Source organism: Actinomadura pelletieri DSM 43383, assembly GCF_003634705.1.
Taxonomy (GTDB): domain Bacteria; phylum Actinomycetota; class Actinomycetes; order Streptosporangiales; family Streptosporangiaceae; genus Spirillospora; species Spirillospora pelletieri.
On sequence record NZ_RBWU01000005.1, the window covers coordinates 312,728 to 329,694 of the forward strand.

Consider the following 16,967-nt stretch of genomic DNA (forward strand, 5'->3'; position numbering starts at 1 on the left):
GATCAGCGGTGCCTGATCAGCGGTGCCTGATCAGCGGTGCCTGATCAGCGGTGCCTGATCAGCGGTGCCTGATCAGCGCGGCACCTCGACGAGGGTGCCGTCGGCGAGGAGGTCGGCGACCGACCGGCCGAACACGTACGCCTTGCCGCCGCCCGGCTGACCGAACCACGGCACGGCCGTGCCCGTCAGCGCCTCCACCGGCCGCTGCAACCGGTAGACGTGGTACGGACGGTCCTGCCACTCGCGCGGCAACGACCGGTACGGGTACGGGATGCGCGCCGCGTAGACCATGTTGCCGTCGGAGCCGCCGTACCGGTCGACCTCCGTTCCGGCGGCCAACTCCGTCACGTGCCGGTCGCGTAGGAGGGTGAGCGGCGGTTCGCCCCTGAGCGGCTCGAACCGGTTCTCCCGGACGACGTGCCCCGGGTCGAGGAGAAGTCGTCCGAGCAACTGGGCGGCGGCCTGCTCGGCGTCGTCGAACGTGGCCGTCTTGTACTGATCGCCGTTCCGCATCTGGAACACCGACCAGGTTTCTCCGTCCTGCACAAGGCACCAGACGCCTTCTTCAGTGTCGTCGATGCGGTAGGACGTCCGGGCGACGCGAAGTTGGTCGAGACGATTCTGGAGCGTGTCCTTCCATTCCGGTCGCGGATCGGCCGGGACGGCACGTTCGGGTGGCTCCCGACCGGTCACGACCGCGTTCGCCGCGCTCATGGTGTCGTCGTCCACCGTGGGGACCTGGAAACCGTTGGCGCGTATGTGCGCGACCAGATCGGCTTCTGGGGGGACACCGTGTTCGCTCAGGTAGTAGGGCACCGCTCCCGACCAGACCCACGTCCCATCGGTGTGGAACGTCAGCGGGACGACCGCGCCGCGTGACGGGTCGAGCCGGTCGGGGGCGTTCGACCGGGCCGCCATCACGATCGGACATTTCCGCAGGTAGTCCGTTATGCGTTCCACCTCGTCCGGGGGGACGGGCGGGCGGGACACGGCGGGACGGTCGCCGTCCGGTCCCGCATGGTCGAAGATCCGCGCACGGCGCAGCCCGCCGGGCGGCGGGGGCGGGGGCGGCGCGGGCGGCGCGGCGGGCTGCGGCGGCTGGGGCGGGGTGCCGAGGCGGCGCGCCATCCACTCCGGGACCTCGTCGCGGGGGAACCGCTCAAGCTCCTGACGCACGTCGTCTGTGGACGGCTCCGACGCCCACCGGGGCTCGTCGTCGTAGGTGAAGTTCGCCCGGCAGCGCACGTCGCCGTCCTCGTACACGACCTCGACGTCGATCCGGGACCAGGTGGACCCCTGGAACGCGTGCGTCCCGGCGCGGAGCCTCTCGAAGAGGGCCACGGCCGCCCCGGGCGCCTTCCACGGTTTCACGGCGCCGTCCGCCAGGTGGCACGTCATCGCCGGGAACTCCACATGCCCGCCGACCGCCTGGTAGTGCCCGGAGATCGTCCGCCACAGCGGCGGCGCCTGGTCGGCGATCACGAGCGTGACCCGGTTCGACAGCAACTCCATCTGCTCGACCGGGTTCAGCGGGCCGGGCTCGGTGGGCGCGGGGCCGGGTTCGCGGTCCCGCATCCGGTCGCCCAGCCAGCTCGGGATGTGCTCGCGGTCACGCGGCATCACGACCTGGTCGCGCCGCCAGGCCTCCGGCGGGATCTGCGGATTCCACAGCGGGTCGAAGTCGTGGTTGTACAGCGTTCGCGCCGACTCGGGCTCGATGATGGCGGCCATCGAGAACCACGTTCCCTGATCCACCAGGTACTGCGCGCGGCGCAGTTCCATCAGCAGGCCGGTCAGTTCCTCCGGGACGGTCTGCGCCGTCACCGTCTCGCCGTCACCGGTCAGCACGGTCAGGGTGACGTCGTTGACGGCGACGGTCGCCCGGCAGTGCAGGTCGATCCGCCGCCAGCCCGGGGGCGCCGTCCGCCGCGCGCACTCGATGACCCGGCCCTCGGCCTCCGCGATGCGGTCGCTGTGCCCCGTCACCCCCGCCTCCCTCCCTGCGTCCGATCGATGGCACCTTTCCGGCAGGTTAACCGCACTGATCACTGATTGCGGAGTGGCGTGTCCTCCGTGACGCTTGAGGGGGGTTAACTTCTTATGCCGTGTCGACCGCCACACCAGAGTCGCCCACCCCCGCCGCCCCCGACTCCCCGAGCCGGCGTCGGCGGCGGCGCCGTGCCCGTCCGCTGATGGCGGCCGCCGTCGCGCTCGTCGTGCTGCTGTGCGCGGCCGTCGGCGGGATCGGCTGGTACTTCGCGGGCGTCGCGATCCAGGTCGACCACTCGTCCGAGTATCCGCACACCATCGTGGCCGTCGGAAACGGCACGGTCACCTTGCCGCGTGACGCGGCGACGGAACGTTCCGGAACATGGGCCCTCGCCTGGAAGGGCGGTCGCGCGTTACTGGGTCCCGTCGTCGGCGGCAACGATGGGCAGGTCGTACGCAAGGTCGAGTCGGTCGTCGAGGGCACGCTGGTCAAAGGCGCTCCCGCGACCATCGACCACTGGGTTTACGACGGCGACCCGAAACGGGCCTTGGGGCTCGCCTTCCAGGACGTGAAGTATCCGTCCGAGGCCGGGCTGATGCCCGCCTGGCTGATTCCGGGCACGACACCCAAGAGCACCTGGGTCATCGGTGTCCACGGACGGAACGCGGACAAGGCCGAGACGTTCCGTGCCATGCGCGCCGTCCACGGCACCGGAATGCCGATGCTGGCCATCGCGTACCGGAACGACGTGGGCGCGCCGCCGTCCAGCGACGGAAAGAACCACCTCGGCGACACCGAGTGGCACGACGTCGTCTCCGCCGTGGGTTACGCGCGGGCGCACGGCGCGACGGGCGTCGTCCTGTACGGCTGGTCCATGGGCGGTGCGATGGCCATGACGACGCTCCGCAAAGACCCTTCGTTCGTCCGCGGCGTCGTCCTCGACTCCCCCGCCATGGACTGGAACGCCACCCTCGACATGCAGGGCGACGCCCGCCACCTGCCGGGCTTCCTCGTCGGGGCCGCCAAACGCATCCTGGAATGGCGCATCGACATCGACCTGTCCGACTTCGACCAGCGCCCGTACGCGCCGAAACTGCGCACGCCGGTGCTGCTGTTCACCGCCGACGACGACGCCACCGTCGCCAACGGCCCCGCCTACACCTTCGCCCGGACGGCCCCACCCGGAATGGTCACCCACATCCGCACGGCAGGCGACCACACCGAGTCGTGGAACGTCGACCCCGGCGCCTACGAGACCGCCCTCGCCGCCTTCCTCAAGAGGGTCGCCTGACCTCCAGCAGTGTCTTGCCGACCGTGGAACGCGACTGGATGGCCCGGTGCGCGTCGGCGGCGCCGTCCAAGGGGAAACGCTGCCCGATCACCGGTTGCAGCCTCCCTGCGGCGGCCTCACCGAGGGCACTCATCGTGAACTCCCGCAGTTCGTCCGGCGTCGCCGAGGGCCGGACGAGCGCGACACCTCTCCCGGCCGCATCCTCCTCGGAGACCGCCGCCCACTCGCCGCTCGCCATACCGAACCCGACCATCCGACCGCCCCGCCGAAGCAGTGTGAACGCCTCACGGGCCACGTCACCGCCGACACCGTCGAACACCACGTCGACGTCGCCGACGCCCTTGGCCCACCCGGGTTCGCGGTAGTCGACGACCTCGTCCGCGCCGAGCCGCAACGACACCTCCGACTTCCGCCCGCCCCCGGCCGCCGCGACGACCGTGGCGCCCGCCGCCTTCGCCAACTGGACGAGCAACGTCCCGACCCCACCGGCCGCGGCCTCCACCAGCACCCGCTCTCCCGGCCGAACCCGCGCCGCCCGCAGCATCATCGTCGCGGTCCGCCCGTCCGCGAGCAGGGCCACCGCGTCGTCGAGCGCCAAGCCGTCCGGCACCTCGAACAGTCCCTCCGCGTCCACCGCGGCCAGTTCCGCGTACCCGCCGGTCCCGCCGGTACCGCTCACGACCCGCCGCCCGACCAGCCGCCCGTCGACACCGTCCCCGACCGCCGTCACCACGCCACCGACCCCGTTGCCCGGGATCACCGGCGGCTCCCACCGCACCGGAGCCGGACCGGTCCCCGCCCGCATCTGCGTCTCCACGAACGTGATGTTCGCGAACTCGACCGCGACCAGCGCCCGCCCCTCACCCGGCACCGGATCCGGCGCCTCCCCCGGCACCAGCACCTCCGGCCCACCGAACCCCGTCAACCACACGGCACGCATGACGCCCCCTTCGTTCTCGCTCGTCACCCGCAGCGTGCAACCTCAAGCCCGATCGAGGTCAAGCCGTTCCCAACGAATCGCTTTTCTCGCCCCACGCACCTCTGTAAGCTTTCGCGCGTATCACACCCCGCAGCCGCTCAGGGATGACGATGCGCGACCGGTTGGTCCGTCCCCCCGCACCGGGAGCCGTGCTGACCCTGTGCCTGCTCACCGGGGGTCTGCTCACCGGCTGCGGCTCGTCCGGCTCGTCCTCCGGCGGCCAACTCGCCCCCAACGGCACCCTCAGCGACGCCCCGGCCGCCGCACCCGCCGCCGCCCCGCCCTCCGCCATCCCACCGAAGCAGCTCTATCAGACGGTCCTCAACCGCTACCGCGCCTACCAGGCCGCCTACCAGAAGGCCTACGAGACCAACGACCCCACCGACCTCCCCACCGTCGCGATGGACCCGATTCTCGGCCAAGTCACCAGGGACGTGCAGGCCACCAAGGCCAAGGGCGAGATCTGGCGTTTCACGAACACGCTCAACCCCCGCGTCTACGCCCGCGCCAAGGACAGCACGAAGGTCTACGTCATCGACTGCGTCCGCACTCTCGCCGCCTTCCGTTTCTCCGCGAAAACGGGCAGACGCCTCGACGGCGGCCCTGGCAGTGCCTACGTGTACCGGGCGACGGTCCAGTACGACTCCGGAGTTTGGAAGGTCGCCGCCACCGTCCGGGACAAACCATGCTGACGGTCCGCAGGGAAGGACACGTGATGTCTCCCCACACCCCCAGCCGCCGCGTATCGTCCGTCGCGCTCGGCGCGGCGATCCTGACCGCGTCCTTCCTCACCGCCGTCCCCGCCCAGGCCGCTCCCTGCAAGGCCCTTACCTGCAACTGGTCGGACAAGGGCAGCGGTTCCGGAGGAAACGGCGGAGGCGGCTCCGGTGGGAACTCGGGCCCCGTGGCACCTCCACCGCCCGAGGGCCTGACGGAGAACGAGGCCCAGGGGTTCGTGCCCGCCGACACCGGTGGCCCGCCCCCGGCGGCCGTCCCGACCACCCTCGACTGGGTCGCGGCCGCGCGCAGTTCCGCCGCGCTGCCCATTCCGATCGTGCACACCGCTCCGGACGGCAAGACCTATGTCAGCGTACGGACGGCGCTCTGGGTCGAAGGTTTCGACGTCGTCAGGACGCGCCCGATCGGTGGAGGCGGCCAAATGATCCAGGCCACCGCGCAGCCCAAGTCCGTCACCTGGAACATGGGCGAAGGCAAGAAGACCTGCGACAGCGCGGGAAGCCGCGACGGGAGTACCTGCAACTACACCTACAAACGCGCGTCCGCGGGCCAACCCGGCGGGAAGTACGAGATCACCGCCACCATCACCTGGAATCTCACCTGGAGCTGTGACGGGCCCGCCTGCAACCCCCGGGGAGGCGACCTCGGAACCATGACCATGACTTCGCAGCCGACACCGCTCGTCGTCTCCGAGATACAGACGAACACCGGTCAGTGATCCCGCGCGAGCATCGGTTGCCCGGGTTCGTCGAACTGGCGAAGCTCGGGACGGGGGCACAGGGTGAAGTCGTGCTCGCGCGACACGAGTCGAGCGGGACGCCGGTGGCGATCAAGTACCTCACCGCCGGTCTGCTCGGCGACTCGACCGCGCGGGACACCTTCCGGCAGGAGGTGCAGATCCTTGGACGCGTGGTCGATCCGCACGTGGCGCGGTTACTGGACTACCGCGAGTCCCCCTGGGGAGCGGCGATCATCTTGGAGGCCGTGCGAGGACGCCCGCTCCGCAAGGTCCTGGACGAGCTTGGCGGCCCGCTGACCCCTGAGGCCGCCCTGGCGATATTGAAGGGCTCGCTCCTCGGCCTGGCCGCGGCCCACGCCGTCGGTGTCGTGCACCGCGACTACAAGCCCGCGAACGTACTCGTCCAGGACGACGGTCAGAGCAAGCTCATCGACTTCGGGATCGCGGTCCTCGTCGGACAGGGCGGCCAGGCGGGCACTCCCGCCTACATGTCGCCGGAACAGTGGGAGGGCGAACCCGCCACACCCGCGACCGACCTCTACGCCGCCACCTGCGTCTTCGTCGAGGCCGTCAGCGGAGAGAAACCCTTTCGGGGCACGACGGTCGAGGAGTTGAGGACCGCGCACACCGTCGGCCCGATCCCCTTGAACCGGGTGCCCGATCCGCTGCGCCCGCTGGTCCTCCGCGGACTGGCAAGGCGTCCTTCCGAACGTGTGAACAGCGCCCACCAGTTCGTCAGCGAACTCGAGGCGATCGCCGTTCGCGCCTACGGGGCCGAATGGGAGCGGCGCGGCATGATCGCGCTCGGCACCGTGGCCGCCTCCGTGGGTCTCGCCGTGTTGGCGAGCGCGTTCCCGACCTCCGTCGCGACCTCCGCGGCGACGGGCGTGGCCAACACGGTCGCTCCCGTGTCCAAGGGCTTTCTGGCCAAGATCGGCGGCGCGAAGGCGGCGGCGGGCATCGGGGCCATGGGGGTCGGTACCGTGCTCGCGGTATGGCTTTTCTGGCCCGGCCCCGGGGTAGGCGGGACGAGTCGCGCCGGAGTTCACGCCTACTTCAAGAAGCCCGGCGTCCTCCTTCAACAAGCCCACATGCCCGCCTCCGAGACCCCCTACATAAAACTCGAATACACGCTGACACCCGCCAGGGCGAAGCCCGGGACCGAGGTCCGTCTTGTGGAGCGGTTCCGAGCCCGTACGCCCGAGGGCGTCTACTACCCGCCCGGAGGCGGACGCCAGTGCTTCGGGGTGGGTACGCCTTCGCCCAAGACTCACTTCTACAAGTGGGGCATCGGCCTCGACGACGGATTGAAGAGCCCGGCGGCTTTGGGCTTCTATCGCATGCCTCCGGTCAAGCGGAATGACATACCGCAGAAGACGACGAACGCGATCGTCCTCCCGGCGGACGAAGAGACGACCGGCGAACACCAGCCGTTCGTTCAGTCAGAATGCGCCACCATGAGCAGTTGGACGTCGACTCTCAGGATCGTCCTTCCCGAACACGACCTGCTGCCGCCCGGGAAGTACCTGGTGACGCCACGAGTACCCATGAAGATCACGTCTACGCTCCAGGGCGAGACTCCGATACCGCCGGAGGCGGCGGGGGCACCATTGACGGAAGGCTGCCCGTGATCGAGGTGTTGGACGGCTAGGTCCGCTCCGTCCGCGGGGGCGCTGGTAGGATCTCGGCCGATGTGTGGGCGGAGGGACGTGACGAGCCCAGGATTCCCGCCCCCGGCGTGACGCGGCCGATCCCCGGTCGGCGCAGGATGGAGTCCCGCCCGCCCGTCCCACAGTTAGGGTCCCGGTGTTGCTCTCCCCTCTGAAAGACCGCCGTCGCACGGTTGACGCCGTCATGGGCGCGGTCAGGGGGAACCGGGCGTTCGCGGTCGTGCTCCTCGTCGGCGTGGTGCTTCGGGTGCTCACCATGCTGGGGTTCAAGAGCGTGCTGTGGTTCAACGACAGCTACGACTTCCTGCGGGTCGCCAACGACCCGTTTCCGCATCCGCTCCGGCCGTCCGGCTACGGGGTGTTCCTCTGGGGGTTGAAGCCGTTCCACAGCCTGGTGCTGGTCACGGCGTTGCAGCACGCGGCGATCGTCGGGCTGGCGGTGGTCGGGTACCGGATGCTGGTCCGCGAATTCGACGTGCGGCGGGCGTGGGCGACGGTGGCCGTGACGCCGGTGCTGCTGGACTCCTACCAGATCGAACTCGAACATTTGCTGCTGTCGGACACGCTGTTCACCGTCCTGGCGTTCGGGGCGATGCTGGTGCTGGCGAAGCCGGGGGCGACGGGGTGGCGGCGGGCCGCTCTGGTCGGTGCGATGCTCGGCGTGGCGTCGGTCACGCGGACGGTCGGGATGCCCCTGTTCCTCATCGTGGTGCTGTACCTGTTGGTCCGGCGGACGCGGTGGCCCGCCTACGTGGCGCTGGCGGTGACGTTCGTCGCGCCCGTGGGCGCTTATGCGACGTGGTACCAGCAGGAGCACGGCCGGTTCGCGATGACCGGGGTGGACGGCATCTTCCTGTGGGGTAGAACGGCCGCGTTCGCCGACTGCGCCGAGTTCACCCCGCCCCCGGACCTTGCCCGGCTGTGCCCGCACGGGCCGAAGGACGACCGGCCCGCCTCGTCCCACCAGATCTGGGCGGAGAACTCGCCGACCGGTTATTCCGACGGGGAGGCGTTCGGGGAGAAGACCAACGCGGACGCGCAGCGGTTCGCGTTCTGGGCGATCGGCAACCAGCCGCTCGACTACGCGCGGGTCGTGGCGTACGACTTCTTCGTCCGGACGTTCTCGTGGCAGCGCAGCCGCTATCCAACGATCGGCACCGAGGCCAGGTACCACTTCCCCACGCGGCCCACCGCGCAGAAGCCGGAACTGCCCGTGTACGGAGGCGGTGACCGGCGGACGGTGGTGCGCGAGTACGCGCACGGCACGGGACGCACCCACATCGTGGAGCCGTACGCGGGCGTCATGCGCGGCTACCAGGAGCGTGTGCGGGTGCCCGGCACGGTGTTGGGTCTCGTGCTGCTCGCCGGCGCGGCCGGGATCGTGTTGCGTCGTGCGCGCGCACGGACGGCGCTGTTCTGGGCGTCGAGCGTGACGCTGTTGGCCGTTCCGCCCGTCACGGTCGACTTCGACTACCGCTATCTGCTGCCCGCGTTGCCGTTCGCGTGTTTCGCGGCGGCCATGGCGTGGGGACGTCCGCTCCCGTCCGGCGGCCGGGCCGGGGGCGAACCGGCCGGGAAGACACCGGACGCGGAGGAACCCACCTCGGCCACGCCCGCCGTACCGCGGAACTGAGTACGAACGCGGATATCGGCCCGGGACCGGCGTCTCGATCATGGTTCGTATGCGCGTGATCGTGATCCTCTTGATGGGGCTGCTGGCGACGGGGTGTGGTTCGGCGGGCTCGGGTGAGGCGCGGGCCGTCGAGGACGCGCGGGACAACGCCCGTGAGGTCGCCCAGCGGTTCTACATCTACAACGCCCGCGTCTACCCCGCGGAGTTCGTCGCGCACAATGTCGCGGACCTGAACGGCGTGGAGGTCATGAGTTTCACCGGCCGGACGACCGCAGGGGAGGGGGTACGGGTCGTGGTGCGCGTGTCCGGGGTCGCGTTGAAGGGCGGGTGGGTCCCGGGCGAGCAGGTCACGGTGATGCGCTGCTTCGAGCTGCGGTTCGCGACGAGCGCCGACGTGGGCGACGGCGAGCCGCGTGACGTGACGTGTCCTCCCGGAGGCCCGCGGACGTTCGAACCGTGGCCCAAGACGCCGGAGATTCCGGTCGATCGGCTTGAGGAGGCGCTGCCACGCGTACCGGTCGGGGGCCGCGTGGACGTTGCGGAGGTTCGGAAGGCCGTCGGCTCAGTGCGTCTCGACCCGGCCATCCATCGGGAGTTCAAGGTCAAGGGCGATGTGGTGGGCGGTCTGCTGTGGATCAAGCCGTATCTCGCGGACGCGCTCGACTGCGTCCTGATCCGTGTCGCGCCCGGTAGTACGTCCGTGTGGGTGCCGTCGAGGGCGCAACGCATGATCGGCGAGGCCGGATGCGACGTCGACCACGCCATCGACCCGATGCCGCCGCCGCACTAGGAGCCGAGCCGGGCGGCGGCGACCTTCTTCGGGACGACCATGCGCCACGCGTCCACGACCAGTTCGCGCATCTCGGGTTCGTCGAGCGCGGCGGTCCAGGCGTGCACCCAGTTGAAGCGCAGGTCGGATTCGCCGGGCAGGTGGAACTTCGCGGGTTCCGAGTCGACGAGGGCGGCGCGTTCCTCCTTCGGGAAGGCGAAGCCCATCACGGTCTCGTCCTGGGAGAAGGCGACGTAGACGATCGCCCCGACGCGGAACTTCACCCTGTCCCTGATGAGGTGCTCGGACGTGCGCGGCAGCGTCAGCGCGAGCGCCCGTACCTGGTCAACAGTGATCATCGTGTCCTCCTGTGGCCGTGTCCGGCATGGCCGCTTCCCTCCAGCAAACCATCACGGAACGCATGACCTTGATAGATTTCCGTGGCGAAGGGGCGGTCGATGAACGAACTGGTGCGTTGGCAGACCGAGCACGGGACGGTGGTCGTCGAGACCGACGACACGGAACCGGGCTTCGACTCGGTGTCACGTGGGGCCGGGATCGTCCATGACGCGGCCCGCAGGTTCGAGGACGCGTTCCAGGACGTCCGGGACGCCGCGGAGTCCGCGCTCGCGGCACTGCGCGGCGGCGACCTGAACCCCGACGCGGTCGAGCTGGAGTTCGGCGTCAAGCTCAACGCGGCGGCCGGGGCCGTCATCGCCAAGACGTCCGTCGAGGGGCACCTCAAGGTCAAGCTGGTCTGGGGACGTCCGGGAACCGGAGCGGCCCCGGAGGGGGCGTAGCCGGAGTGGACGGCTGGCAGTGGCGCGCGTGGGTCGGTCGCCCGGCGGGAGGCAAGATCGGCGCCGCGTTCCTCGTCACCGAGACCCGGCTTCTCACCTGCGCGCACACCGTGCAGGGGCTGGACGAGGCGCGTGTCGGCTTCCCGGGGCTTCTGGAGGGTCTGCCCGCCCGGGTGGTGCGGTGCGGCGTCTGGGAGCGGGCGGGCGATCCCGGCGATGTCGCCGTCCTGGAGTTACCCGAGCCGGTGCCGTACACGCCCGCCCGTCTCGCCGCGCCCGACGACCTGCGGGAACGTCCGGTGGACGGCCGGCCGCTCGGCGTGTGCGGCTTCCCCCGGCGGCGCGACCAGAACGAGCGGCACGCGACGGTGACGACGTCGCGGTACCGGGCCATGCGGCAGGAGTGGTGGGAGCTCAAAACCGCGCCGGGCGAGTGGCTGGAGCAGGGCTACAGCGGCTCCGCCGTGTACGACACGGCGACGGGCGAGGTCATCGGCATGGTGACGAACGCCGAACTCCGCGGCGACGACCGCGCCGAACTCGGCTGGATGCTTCCCCTCACCAAGATCCGTGAGTACTGGGAGGCACTGGACGACCTGTTGCCGCTGCGGTGGACGACCGGGGAGGCGCGCCGCGAGCTGCGCGGCCTGCTCGACGGCGTCCGTTTCACCGAACCGCTCGGCTCCGGCCTGGAGCGGGCGGTCGGCCGTCCGGTGTCGGAGGAGTTCCGGTCCGCGTGGGCGTCGGTGCGGTACGTCGCGGAGGGGTGGCCGCAGGAACGCCTCGTCCGATACCTGGCGATGCTCGGGCGGCACCTGCCCGAGGCGACACGGTCGCGGCTCGCGGACTGGTCGGCGCGGCACCTGCCGGGCGCCGGGCCCGCCGACCCGGCGTTCTCCACGCCCGCGTCGGTGATCGTCCGGTTGGAGCGGGCGGTGTTCGACAAGGCCGTCGACGTCACCGTCCACACATGGATCGACGGCGCCGAGGGCCCGTCGCGGCCGACCGTGCGGGTTCCGGAGGGACGGGTGCAGCGGGCGGTCGAGGAGGGCGTCGCCGCGATGGTGCCCACGCTGTACGGGCACGACTGGATGATCGAGTTCGCGGTGCCGGAGAGCTGGCTCGGCAAACCGTTCGAGCGGTGGTACCTCGACGCGCGCAACAGGATCCGGATGCGGCAGCGTCCGGTGGTCGTGCGGGACGTGAACCGGCTGCGCCCCGACTCGATCCGTCGCGACCAGGCCCACCACCGGTGGAAGCTGCTCACCGCGCGGGGCCGCAGCGACCCGCACCCGATCCGCTGCGACGAACCCCGCCGGGGCCCGGACTTCCAGGACTGGCTGGAGGCCAACGTCGACTTCTGCGTGCTCGTGTACGGGTCGCGTCCGGTGAAGAGCCGGTTGACGGCGGCGCTCAACAACGGCATCCCGGTCATGCTGTGGACGCGGACGCCGTGCGACGCGACGACCCACGGCGACTGCCGCGGGCGCCGCGTCCTCGACGCGCTCACCGCCGCCGTGGGCGACCAGCACCCCGGCGACCTGCCCAAGGTCGCGTTCGCCCTCCGCAAGGACGCGCTGATCGCACCCCAGGACGTCCCGCACTGCGGGCGCGACCTGACCCTGCTCTGGGACGACCCGTCCCGACTCCCCGATCCCCCGCTCGCCATGGAGGTCTAGATGCCCGACTGGCTGCTCTATACAGGGAGCCGTCCTCCGCACGACGGCATCACGCGGCTTCCTCCGCCGCCGCCTTGGCGGGTGTTCGACGGCGGGCCCCTCCTGCCGTCCCCTTCCGGCGGTTCGGGCAACGCGCACCAGGCGACGACGTACCGACCCTCGGACGACGCCGTCCAGCAGGTCAACGCCGCGTTGTATCTGCGGCGTCCGCTGCTGGTGACCGGGCCGCCCGGCACCGGGAAATCGACGCTCGCGTATGCGGTGGCCCACGAACTGGGGCTCGGGCCCGTCCTGCACTGGCCCATCACCAGCCGGACGACCTTGCGCGACGGTCTCTACCAGTACGACCCGTTGACCCGCCTGTACGCGGCCGGACGCGACGAAACGCCCGCCGACGAGGACATCGGCCGCTACATCCGGCTCGGCGCCCTGGGCACCGCGCTTCTCCCCTACGAACGGCCGCGCGTCCTGCTCGTCGATGAGATCGACAAGAGCGACATCGACCTGCCCAACGACCTGCTCACCATCTTCGAGAAGGGCGAGTACGAGATACCGGAACTGGCCCGGCGCGCCGACCCGATGGCCGACGTGATGACCGCCGACGGTCCTGGTGCCGCTCGTGTCACGGTCACCGCGGGGACGGTCCGCTGCCACGCGTTCCCCCTGGTGGTGATGACCAGCAACGGTGAACGCGAGTTCCCGCCCGCGTTCCTGCGCCGCTGTGTCACGGTCGAGCTTCGGCAGCCGTCGGACGAGGCGGAGCTGGCGGCGATCGTTCGGGAGCATCTGGGGCCGCTCGCCGATCACAGCGACGACCTCGTCCGCCGGTTCTTCGAGCGCGCCTCGTCCGGCACCCTCGCGACCGACCAGCTCCTCAACGCCGTCTACCTGTGCCGCCACGCCGCCACCGAGGACCGCCGGGCCCTGGCCGACCGCATCATGCCGTACCTGTCGGAGCCCATCGATGACGATTGACCGCCTCCGGAAGGCCCTGTCGGCCATCGGCCCGCCCCCGGACGCCCGCGAACTCAGCGAGATGCTGTGGCTCGCCTGCCATCTCTCCCCGCAGGAGAAGAGACCTCCGATCGCCCCTTCGGAGGTGAGGGAGCCGTTCGGGGGTGACGCCGGTCGGCCTCCCGCTCCCTGGGACGCTCGCTCGGCTCCCGAAGGTGCTCCCGCCGCGCCTGATCTCGCGCCCCTGCCCCTGGTCCCGCTGCTCCCCCCGCCTTCTCCGCCTCGTATGCCCGATGTCGAACCCGTGGGTGAGGCCGTCGAGGTGCTCGTGCCGACCGCGCCGATGCTGGCGAACCCGCTCGGCGTGCAGCGGGCGTTACGTCCGCTCAAGCGCCGCGTTCCGTCCAGGCACCGTTTCGAGCTGGACGAGGACGCGACCGCCGCCCGCGTCGCCGACACCGGTCTGTGGACGCCCGTTCTCGTCTCGGCGCCGGAACGCTGGCTGACGCTGAGCCTCGTCGTCGACACCGGCCCGACGATGCGGCTCTGGCGTCCCCTCGCCCGCGAACTGACCGAGGTCCTGCTCCGGCAGGGCGCGTTCCAGGACGTTCACCTCAGCCACCTCGACACCACGGGCCGCATCACCTCGGCCCCCGGTTCGCCGCCCCGGGACCCGGCGACGCTCCTCGGCGGATCCGGCCGGCACGCCGTGCTGGTCCTGTCCGACTGCTCCGGCCCGCACTGGTGGGACGGACGCGCCGCCCGCGCCGTCCGCCGCTGGGCACGGATCGGACCCACCGCGATCCTCCAGCCCCTCGCCGAACGTCTCTGGCGACGCACCGCCGCGCCCGCCGTCCCCGGCGTCGCCGCCCTCCCCCGCCCGGCCGCGCCGAACACCGACCTGAGCTTCACCCCGTACGACGGCCCGTCGGCGACCGGTGTCCCCGTGCCCGTTCTGGAGGTCGCGCCCCGCTGGTTCGGCGCGTGGGCCCGGCTCATCTCCGGCTCCGGCCCGCAGCCCGCCGCCGTCGCGTCGTTCCCGGCCCGCCCGTCCGGGGCCGCTCCGCTGCGGCGGGAACGCGAACTGCCGATCGCCGAGCGCGTCCGTCGTTTCCTCGCCTCCGCCTCCCCGGCCGCCGCCGAACTCGCGGCCCACGTCGCCGTCTCCGTCCCGTCCCTGCCGGTGATGCGCCTCATCCAGCACCGCGTCCTCGGCGGCTCGGGCCCGGGTCAGCTCGCGGAGGTCCTGCTGAGCGGACTTCTGCGGCCCGTCGGCGGCGTCCGGTACGAGTTCGTCCCTGGCGCCCGCGAAGCCCTCCTGGACACTCTTCCGCGTCCCGAGGCCCTGCACACGCGCCACGTCCTGGAAGCCGTCTCCACCGAGATCGAACGCCGCGCGGGCACGTCCACCGACCTGTTCCGCGCCCTCATCCCCGCCGACGGCGGCCCCGTCACCCTCACCGCGGACACCGACCACTTCGCCCTCGTCACCCCCGAGACCCGCGCCCACCTCGCACCTCCCCCGCTCTCCGCCATTCCCGACCTGCCCACCGGCATGGACGACCGGCTGATGCTCGCCGACGCGGGCCCACCCCCGTCGGGGCGTCCGTCAGCAACGAACGTCGACGTGCTCGGGCTGAACGGCGTCGGTCCCGGCCAGACCTTCAGTGACGCGTGGTCCCTGCCGCCGTCCATGCCTCGTGACCCCGCCATCGGCCACGACCCGGAGGGGAACGTCGTTTCCCTTTACCCGCTCGACCTGTCATCGGGTATTCCTCATGGCCTGATCGTGGGCGAAACCGAGGCTCGACAACGTGCCGTACGCGCCATCGTCCTCGCGCTCGCCGGGGGCCATGCCCCGTGGGACCTCACCTTCGCCTTCGCGGGCCTGGGGGAACACCCTCTCGGCGAACCCCTCGCTCTGCCACACGTCCGTTACTCCGAAGATGAACTGCTCGGACATCCGGACAGCCTCCGGCAGTTCATCGAATATCTCTCGGACACGGTCGCCTCCCGCTCAACGTCGGAGACACAGCCGCGCCTCCTCCTCGTGGTCGACCTGTCGCTCACCTTCCCGTCCAGCCGACGAGAGATCGGTGAAGCGCTCCTCACACTCGCTCAGCGAGGACGGTCGCTCGGCGTCCAACTCCTGCTCAGCTCGGCGACCGTCGAGGACACCACGATGTGGAACCGCTTCCTGCCGTTGCTCGGCTGGCGCATCACGGCGAGTCGCCTTCCTCCCGCAGAACTGCGACGTGTGCTCGGACAGGCTGCCCTGCCGTTCCCCGACGAGCGAACGGCCTACCTGCTGGCGGGCGGTGGCGCTCCACGGCGTTTCCGAGTCGCGCTCGAGCCGCCACGAGAGGTCGTCGACGACTTCGTCACCTGGGTCCGGAGGTTCGGTCTTCCCGGAAAGCCTTCGTTGCCTCTCCGCCTGCATGCCGACGCCCTCCCCGCTGCCAGCGGAGGACGCATACCGATCGGGTTCGAGGTCGACACGCTGAAGCCGGTTTTCGTGGACTTCGACTGGGATCCGCATCTCCTGGTCACGGGGCGGAACGGATCCGGCCGCGCGAACCTGCTACGCCTGCTGATCGAAGGGATCACTGCGGGGTCCGACCGCTCCTTCGTCTATGTCCTCGACTCTTTCGGGATTATTTGGACTCTCGCCGAAGAGTTCGGTTTCCCCGAGCCGGTAGGACCCCGGGTCACCTATACGGACTCACCCTCGGATTTCGTCGGGATTCTTGGGAGCCTGGTGGCCATAAGCCCCTCTTCGAACACCGATGTCTATCTGTTCGTCATCGACCGCGACGTCGGGCTTGAGTCCCTGTCGCTGGCCCTGCGGTCCATGTTGGGCAGGGGGGCGCATCTGATTTTGGCAGGGCATCTCACCTTCCCCGACCAGCGCATGGATCCGCTGGTTCCCATCCTTCACCAGCGCGGAAGTTCGGCGGTTCTGCTGGGCTCCATCGAGAGCGAGGAGGCAAGGCTGTACCAGGCGGCCCCTGCCCCCTCGCCTGCGCCTGTCGGACGGGGCGTGCTGGTGCAGGGTGGGCGGCGGCGGGTCATCCAGGTCGCGCACACGGCGCCGAGAGCGTGAACATCCGTATTGGATCGTGCTGTCCAGAACGGGTACGGTGAGGCTTATGGCGCGGCCGAGGATGTTCGAGGAGGGGCGGGCGGTGGAGGCCGCCATGCGGGCGTTCTGGGCGGACGGCTACGAGGCGACCTCGACACAGACCTTGTGCGAGGTGACGGGCCTCGGGCGCAGCAGCATCTACAACACGTTCCGCAGCAAGCACGACCTGTTCGAGAAGGCGCTGACCCGCTACATGGACGGCAGGACGGCCAACATCATCGAGGTTCTGGAGGACGGCGCCCGCCCGGTGCGGGAGCGGCTGCGGACGATCCTGGACTGGGCCGTCCGTCCCGACGCCGACGACCCGGCCGGGTGCCTGGTGGTCAACACGATGGTGGAGATGGCGCCGCGCGACGAGGCGACGGCCGAGCGGCTGCAGCGGGATCTACGGCGGCGGCTGGACGCGCTGACCGCCGCCATCGAGGAAGGGATGCGGGCCGGTGAGATCGACGCCGGCAAGGACGCGCGGACGCTGGCGCACTTCGTCGTCACGACGGTCAGCGGGATGCAGGTCGCGGCGCGCGGCGGTGCCGACGAGCGGACCCTGGCCGCGATCGCCGACACCGCCATGAACGCCATCTGA

14 protein-coding genes are annotated in these 16,967 nt (G+C 70.7%); 11 read left to right on the plus strand and 3 right to left on the minus strand.

The genetic code is table 11. The features are described from left to right. Positions 1–72 precede the first annotated feature (72 nt). Positions 73–1,986, minus strand: a complete 1,914-nt coding sequence (locus tag BZB76_RS23305) for a TNT domain-containing protein (protein WP_246007136.1) — start codon at positions 1,984–1,986, stop codon at positions 73–75. 119 nt (positions 1,987–2,105) lie between these two features. On the opposite strand from BZB76_RS23305, the gene BZB76_RS23310 reads away from it, so the two are divergent. Next, a complete protein-coding gene (locus tag BZB76_RS23310; RefSeq protein WP_147449504.1) occupies positions 2,106–3,281 on the plus strand; it encodes an alpha/beta hydrolase family protein in 1,176 nt (391 codons plus the stop codon). Here the strand turns inward: BZB76_RS23310 and BZB76_RS23315 are convergent. Continuing rightward, entirely contained in the window at positions 3,265–4,221 is a 957-nt protein-coding gene (locus tag BZB76_RS23315) for a zinc-binding dehydrogenase (RefSeq protein WP_121436536.1), read from the minus strand. The genes BZB76_RS23310 and BZB76_RS23315 overlap by 17 nt on opposite strands. Positions 4,222–4,370: 149 nt before the next feature. Here BZB76_RS23315 and BZB76_RS23320 point away from each other — a divergent pair, with 149 nt between their 5' ends. From BZB76_RS23320 to BZB76_RS23340, 5 genes are all read left to right on the plus strand, one after another. Then, on the plus strand, positions 4,371–4,952 hold the full coding sequence (locus BZB76_RS23320; protein WP_121436537.1) for a hypothetical protein: 582 nt from the start codon (positions 4,371–4,373) through the stop codon (positions 4,950–4,952). A 23-nt stretch (positions 4,953–4,975) separates the two neighbouring features. Then, positions 4,976–5,716 (plus strand): hypothetical protein, encoded by a 741-nt coding sequence (locus tag BZB76_RS23325; RefSeq protein ID WP_121436538.1) that lies wholly within the window; start codon positions 4,976–4,978, stop codon positions 5,714–5,716. After that, the gene (locus BZB76_RS23330) at positions 5,713–7,368 is read left to right on the plus strand and encodes a serine/threonine-protein kinase (RefSeq protein WP_121436539.1); all 1,656 of its coding nucleotides are present in this window, start codon (positions 5,713–5,715) and stop codon (positions 7,366–7,368) included. Before BZB76_RS23325 ends, BZB76_RS23330 begins: the two co-directional genes overlap by 4 nt. A 223-nt stretch (positions 7,369–7,591) precedes the next feature. Next, a complete protein-coding gene (locus BZB76_RS23335; protein WP_121436540.1) occupies positions 7,592–9,040 on the plus strand; it encodes a hypothetical protein in 1,449 nt (482 codons plus the stop codon). A gap of 49 nt (positions 9,041–9,089) precedes the next feature. Then, entirely contained in the window at positions 9,090–9,830 is a 741-nt protein-coding gene (locus BZB76_RS23340; protein WP_121436541.1) for a GIY-YIG nuclease family protein, read from the plus strand. Here the strand turns inward: BZB76_RS23340 and BZB76_RS23345 are convergent. After that, complete coding sequence (locus BZB76_RS23345) at positions 9,827–10,168, minus strand: MmcQ/YjbR family DNA-binding protein (protein ID WP_121436542.1); 342 nt, start codon at positions 10,166–10,168, stop codon at positions 9,827–9,829. The genes BZB76_RS23340 and BZB76_RS23345 overlap by 4 nt on opposite strands. Positions 10,169–10,267: 99 nt before the next feature. Between BZB76_RS23345 and BZB76_RS23350 the strand changes: the two genes are divergently transcribed. The 5 genes from BZB76_RS23350 to BZB76_RS23370 are packed head-to-tail and all read left to right on the plus strand — an operon-like array spanning position 10,268 to position 16,967. Continuing rightward, positions 10,268–10,609, plus strand: coding sequence for a CU044_2847 family protein (locus tag BZB76_RS23350; protein ID WP_121436886.1), 342 nt, complete (start codon positions 10,268–10,270; stop codon positions 10,607–10,609). A 5-nt stretch (positions 10,610–10,614) separates the two neighbouring features. Then, entirely contained in the window at positions 10,615–12,288 is a 1,674-nt protein-coding gene (locus tag BZB76_RS23355; protein WP_170180713.1) for a VMAP-C domain-containing protein, read from the plus strand. Continuing rightward, positions 12,289–13,263, plus strand: a complete 975-nt coding sequence (locus tag BZB76_RS23360) for an AAA family ATPase (RefSeq protein ID WP_121436544.1) — start codon at positions 12,289–12,291, stop codon at positions 13,261–13,263. Next, positions 13,253–16,345 carry an SAV_2336 N-terminal domain-related protein gene (locus BZB76_RS23365; protein WP_147449506.1) on the plus strand — a complete coding sequence of 1,031 codons (3,093 nt, stop codon included), beginning with the start codon at positions 13,253–13,255 and terminating at the stop codon, positions 16,343–16,345. Before BZB76_RS23360 ends, BZB76_RS23365 begins: the two co-directional genes overlap by 11 nt. 46 nt (positions 16,346–16,391) lie before the next feature. Next, positions 16,392–16,967: a TetR/AcrR family transcriptional regulator gene (locus BZB76_RS23370; protein WP_121436546.1), complete on the plus strand. Its 576-nt coding sequence runs from the start codon at positions 16,392–16,394 to the stop codon at positions 16,965–16,967.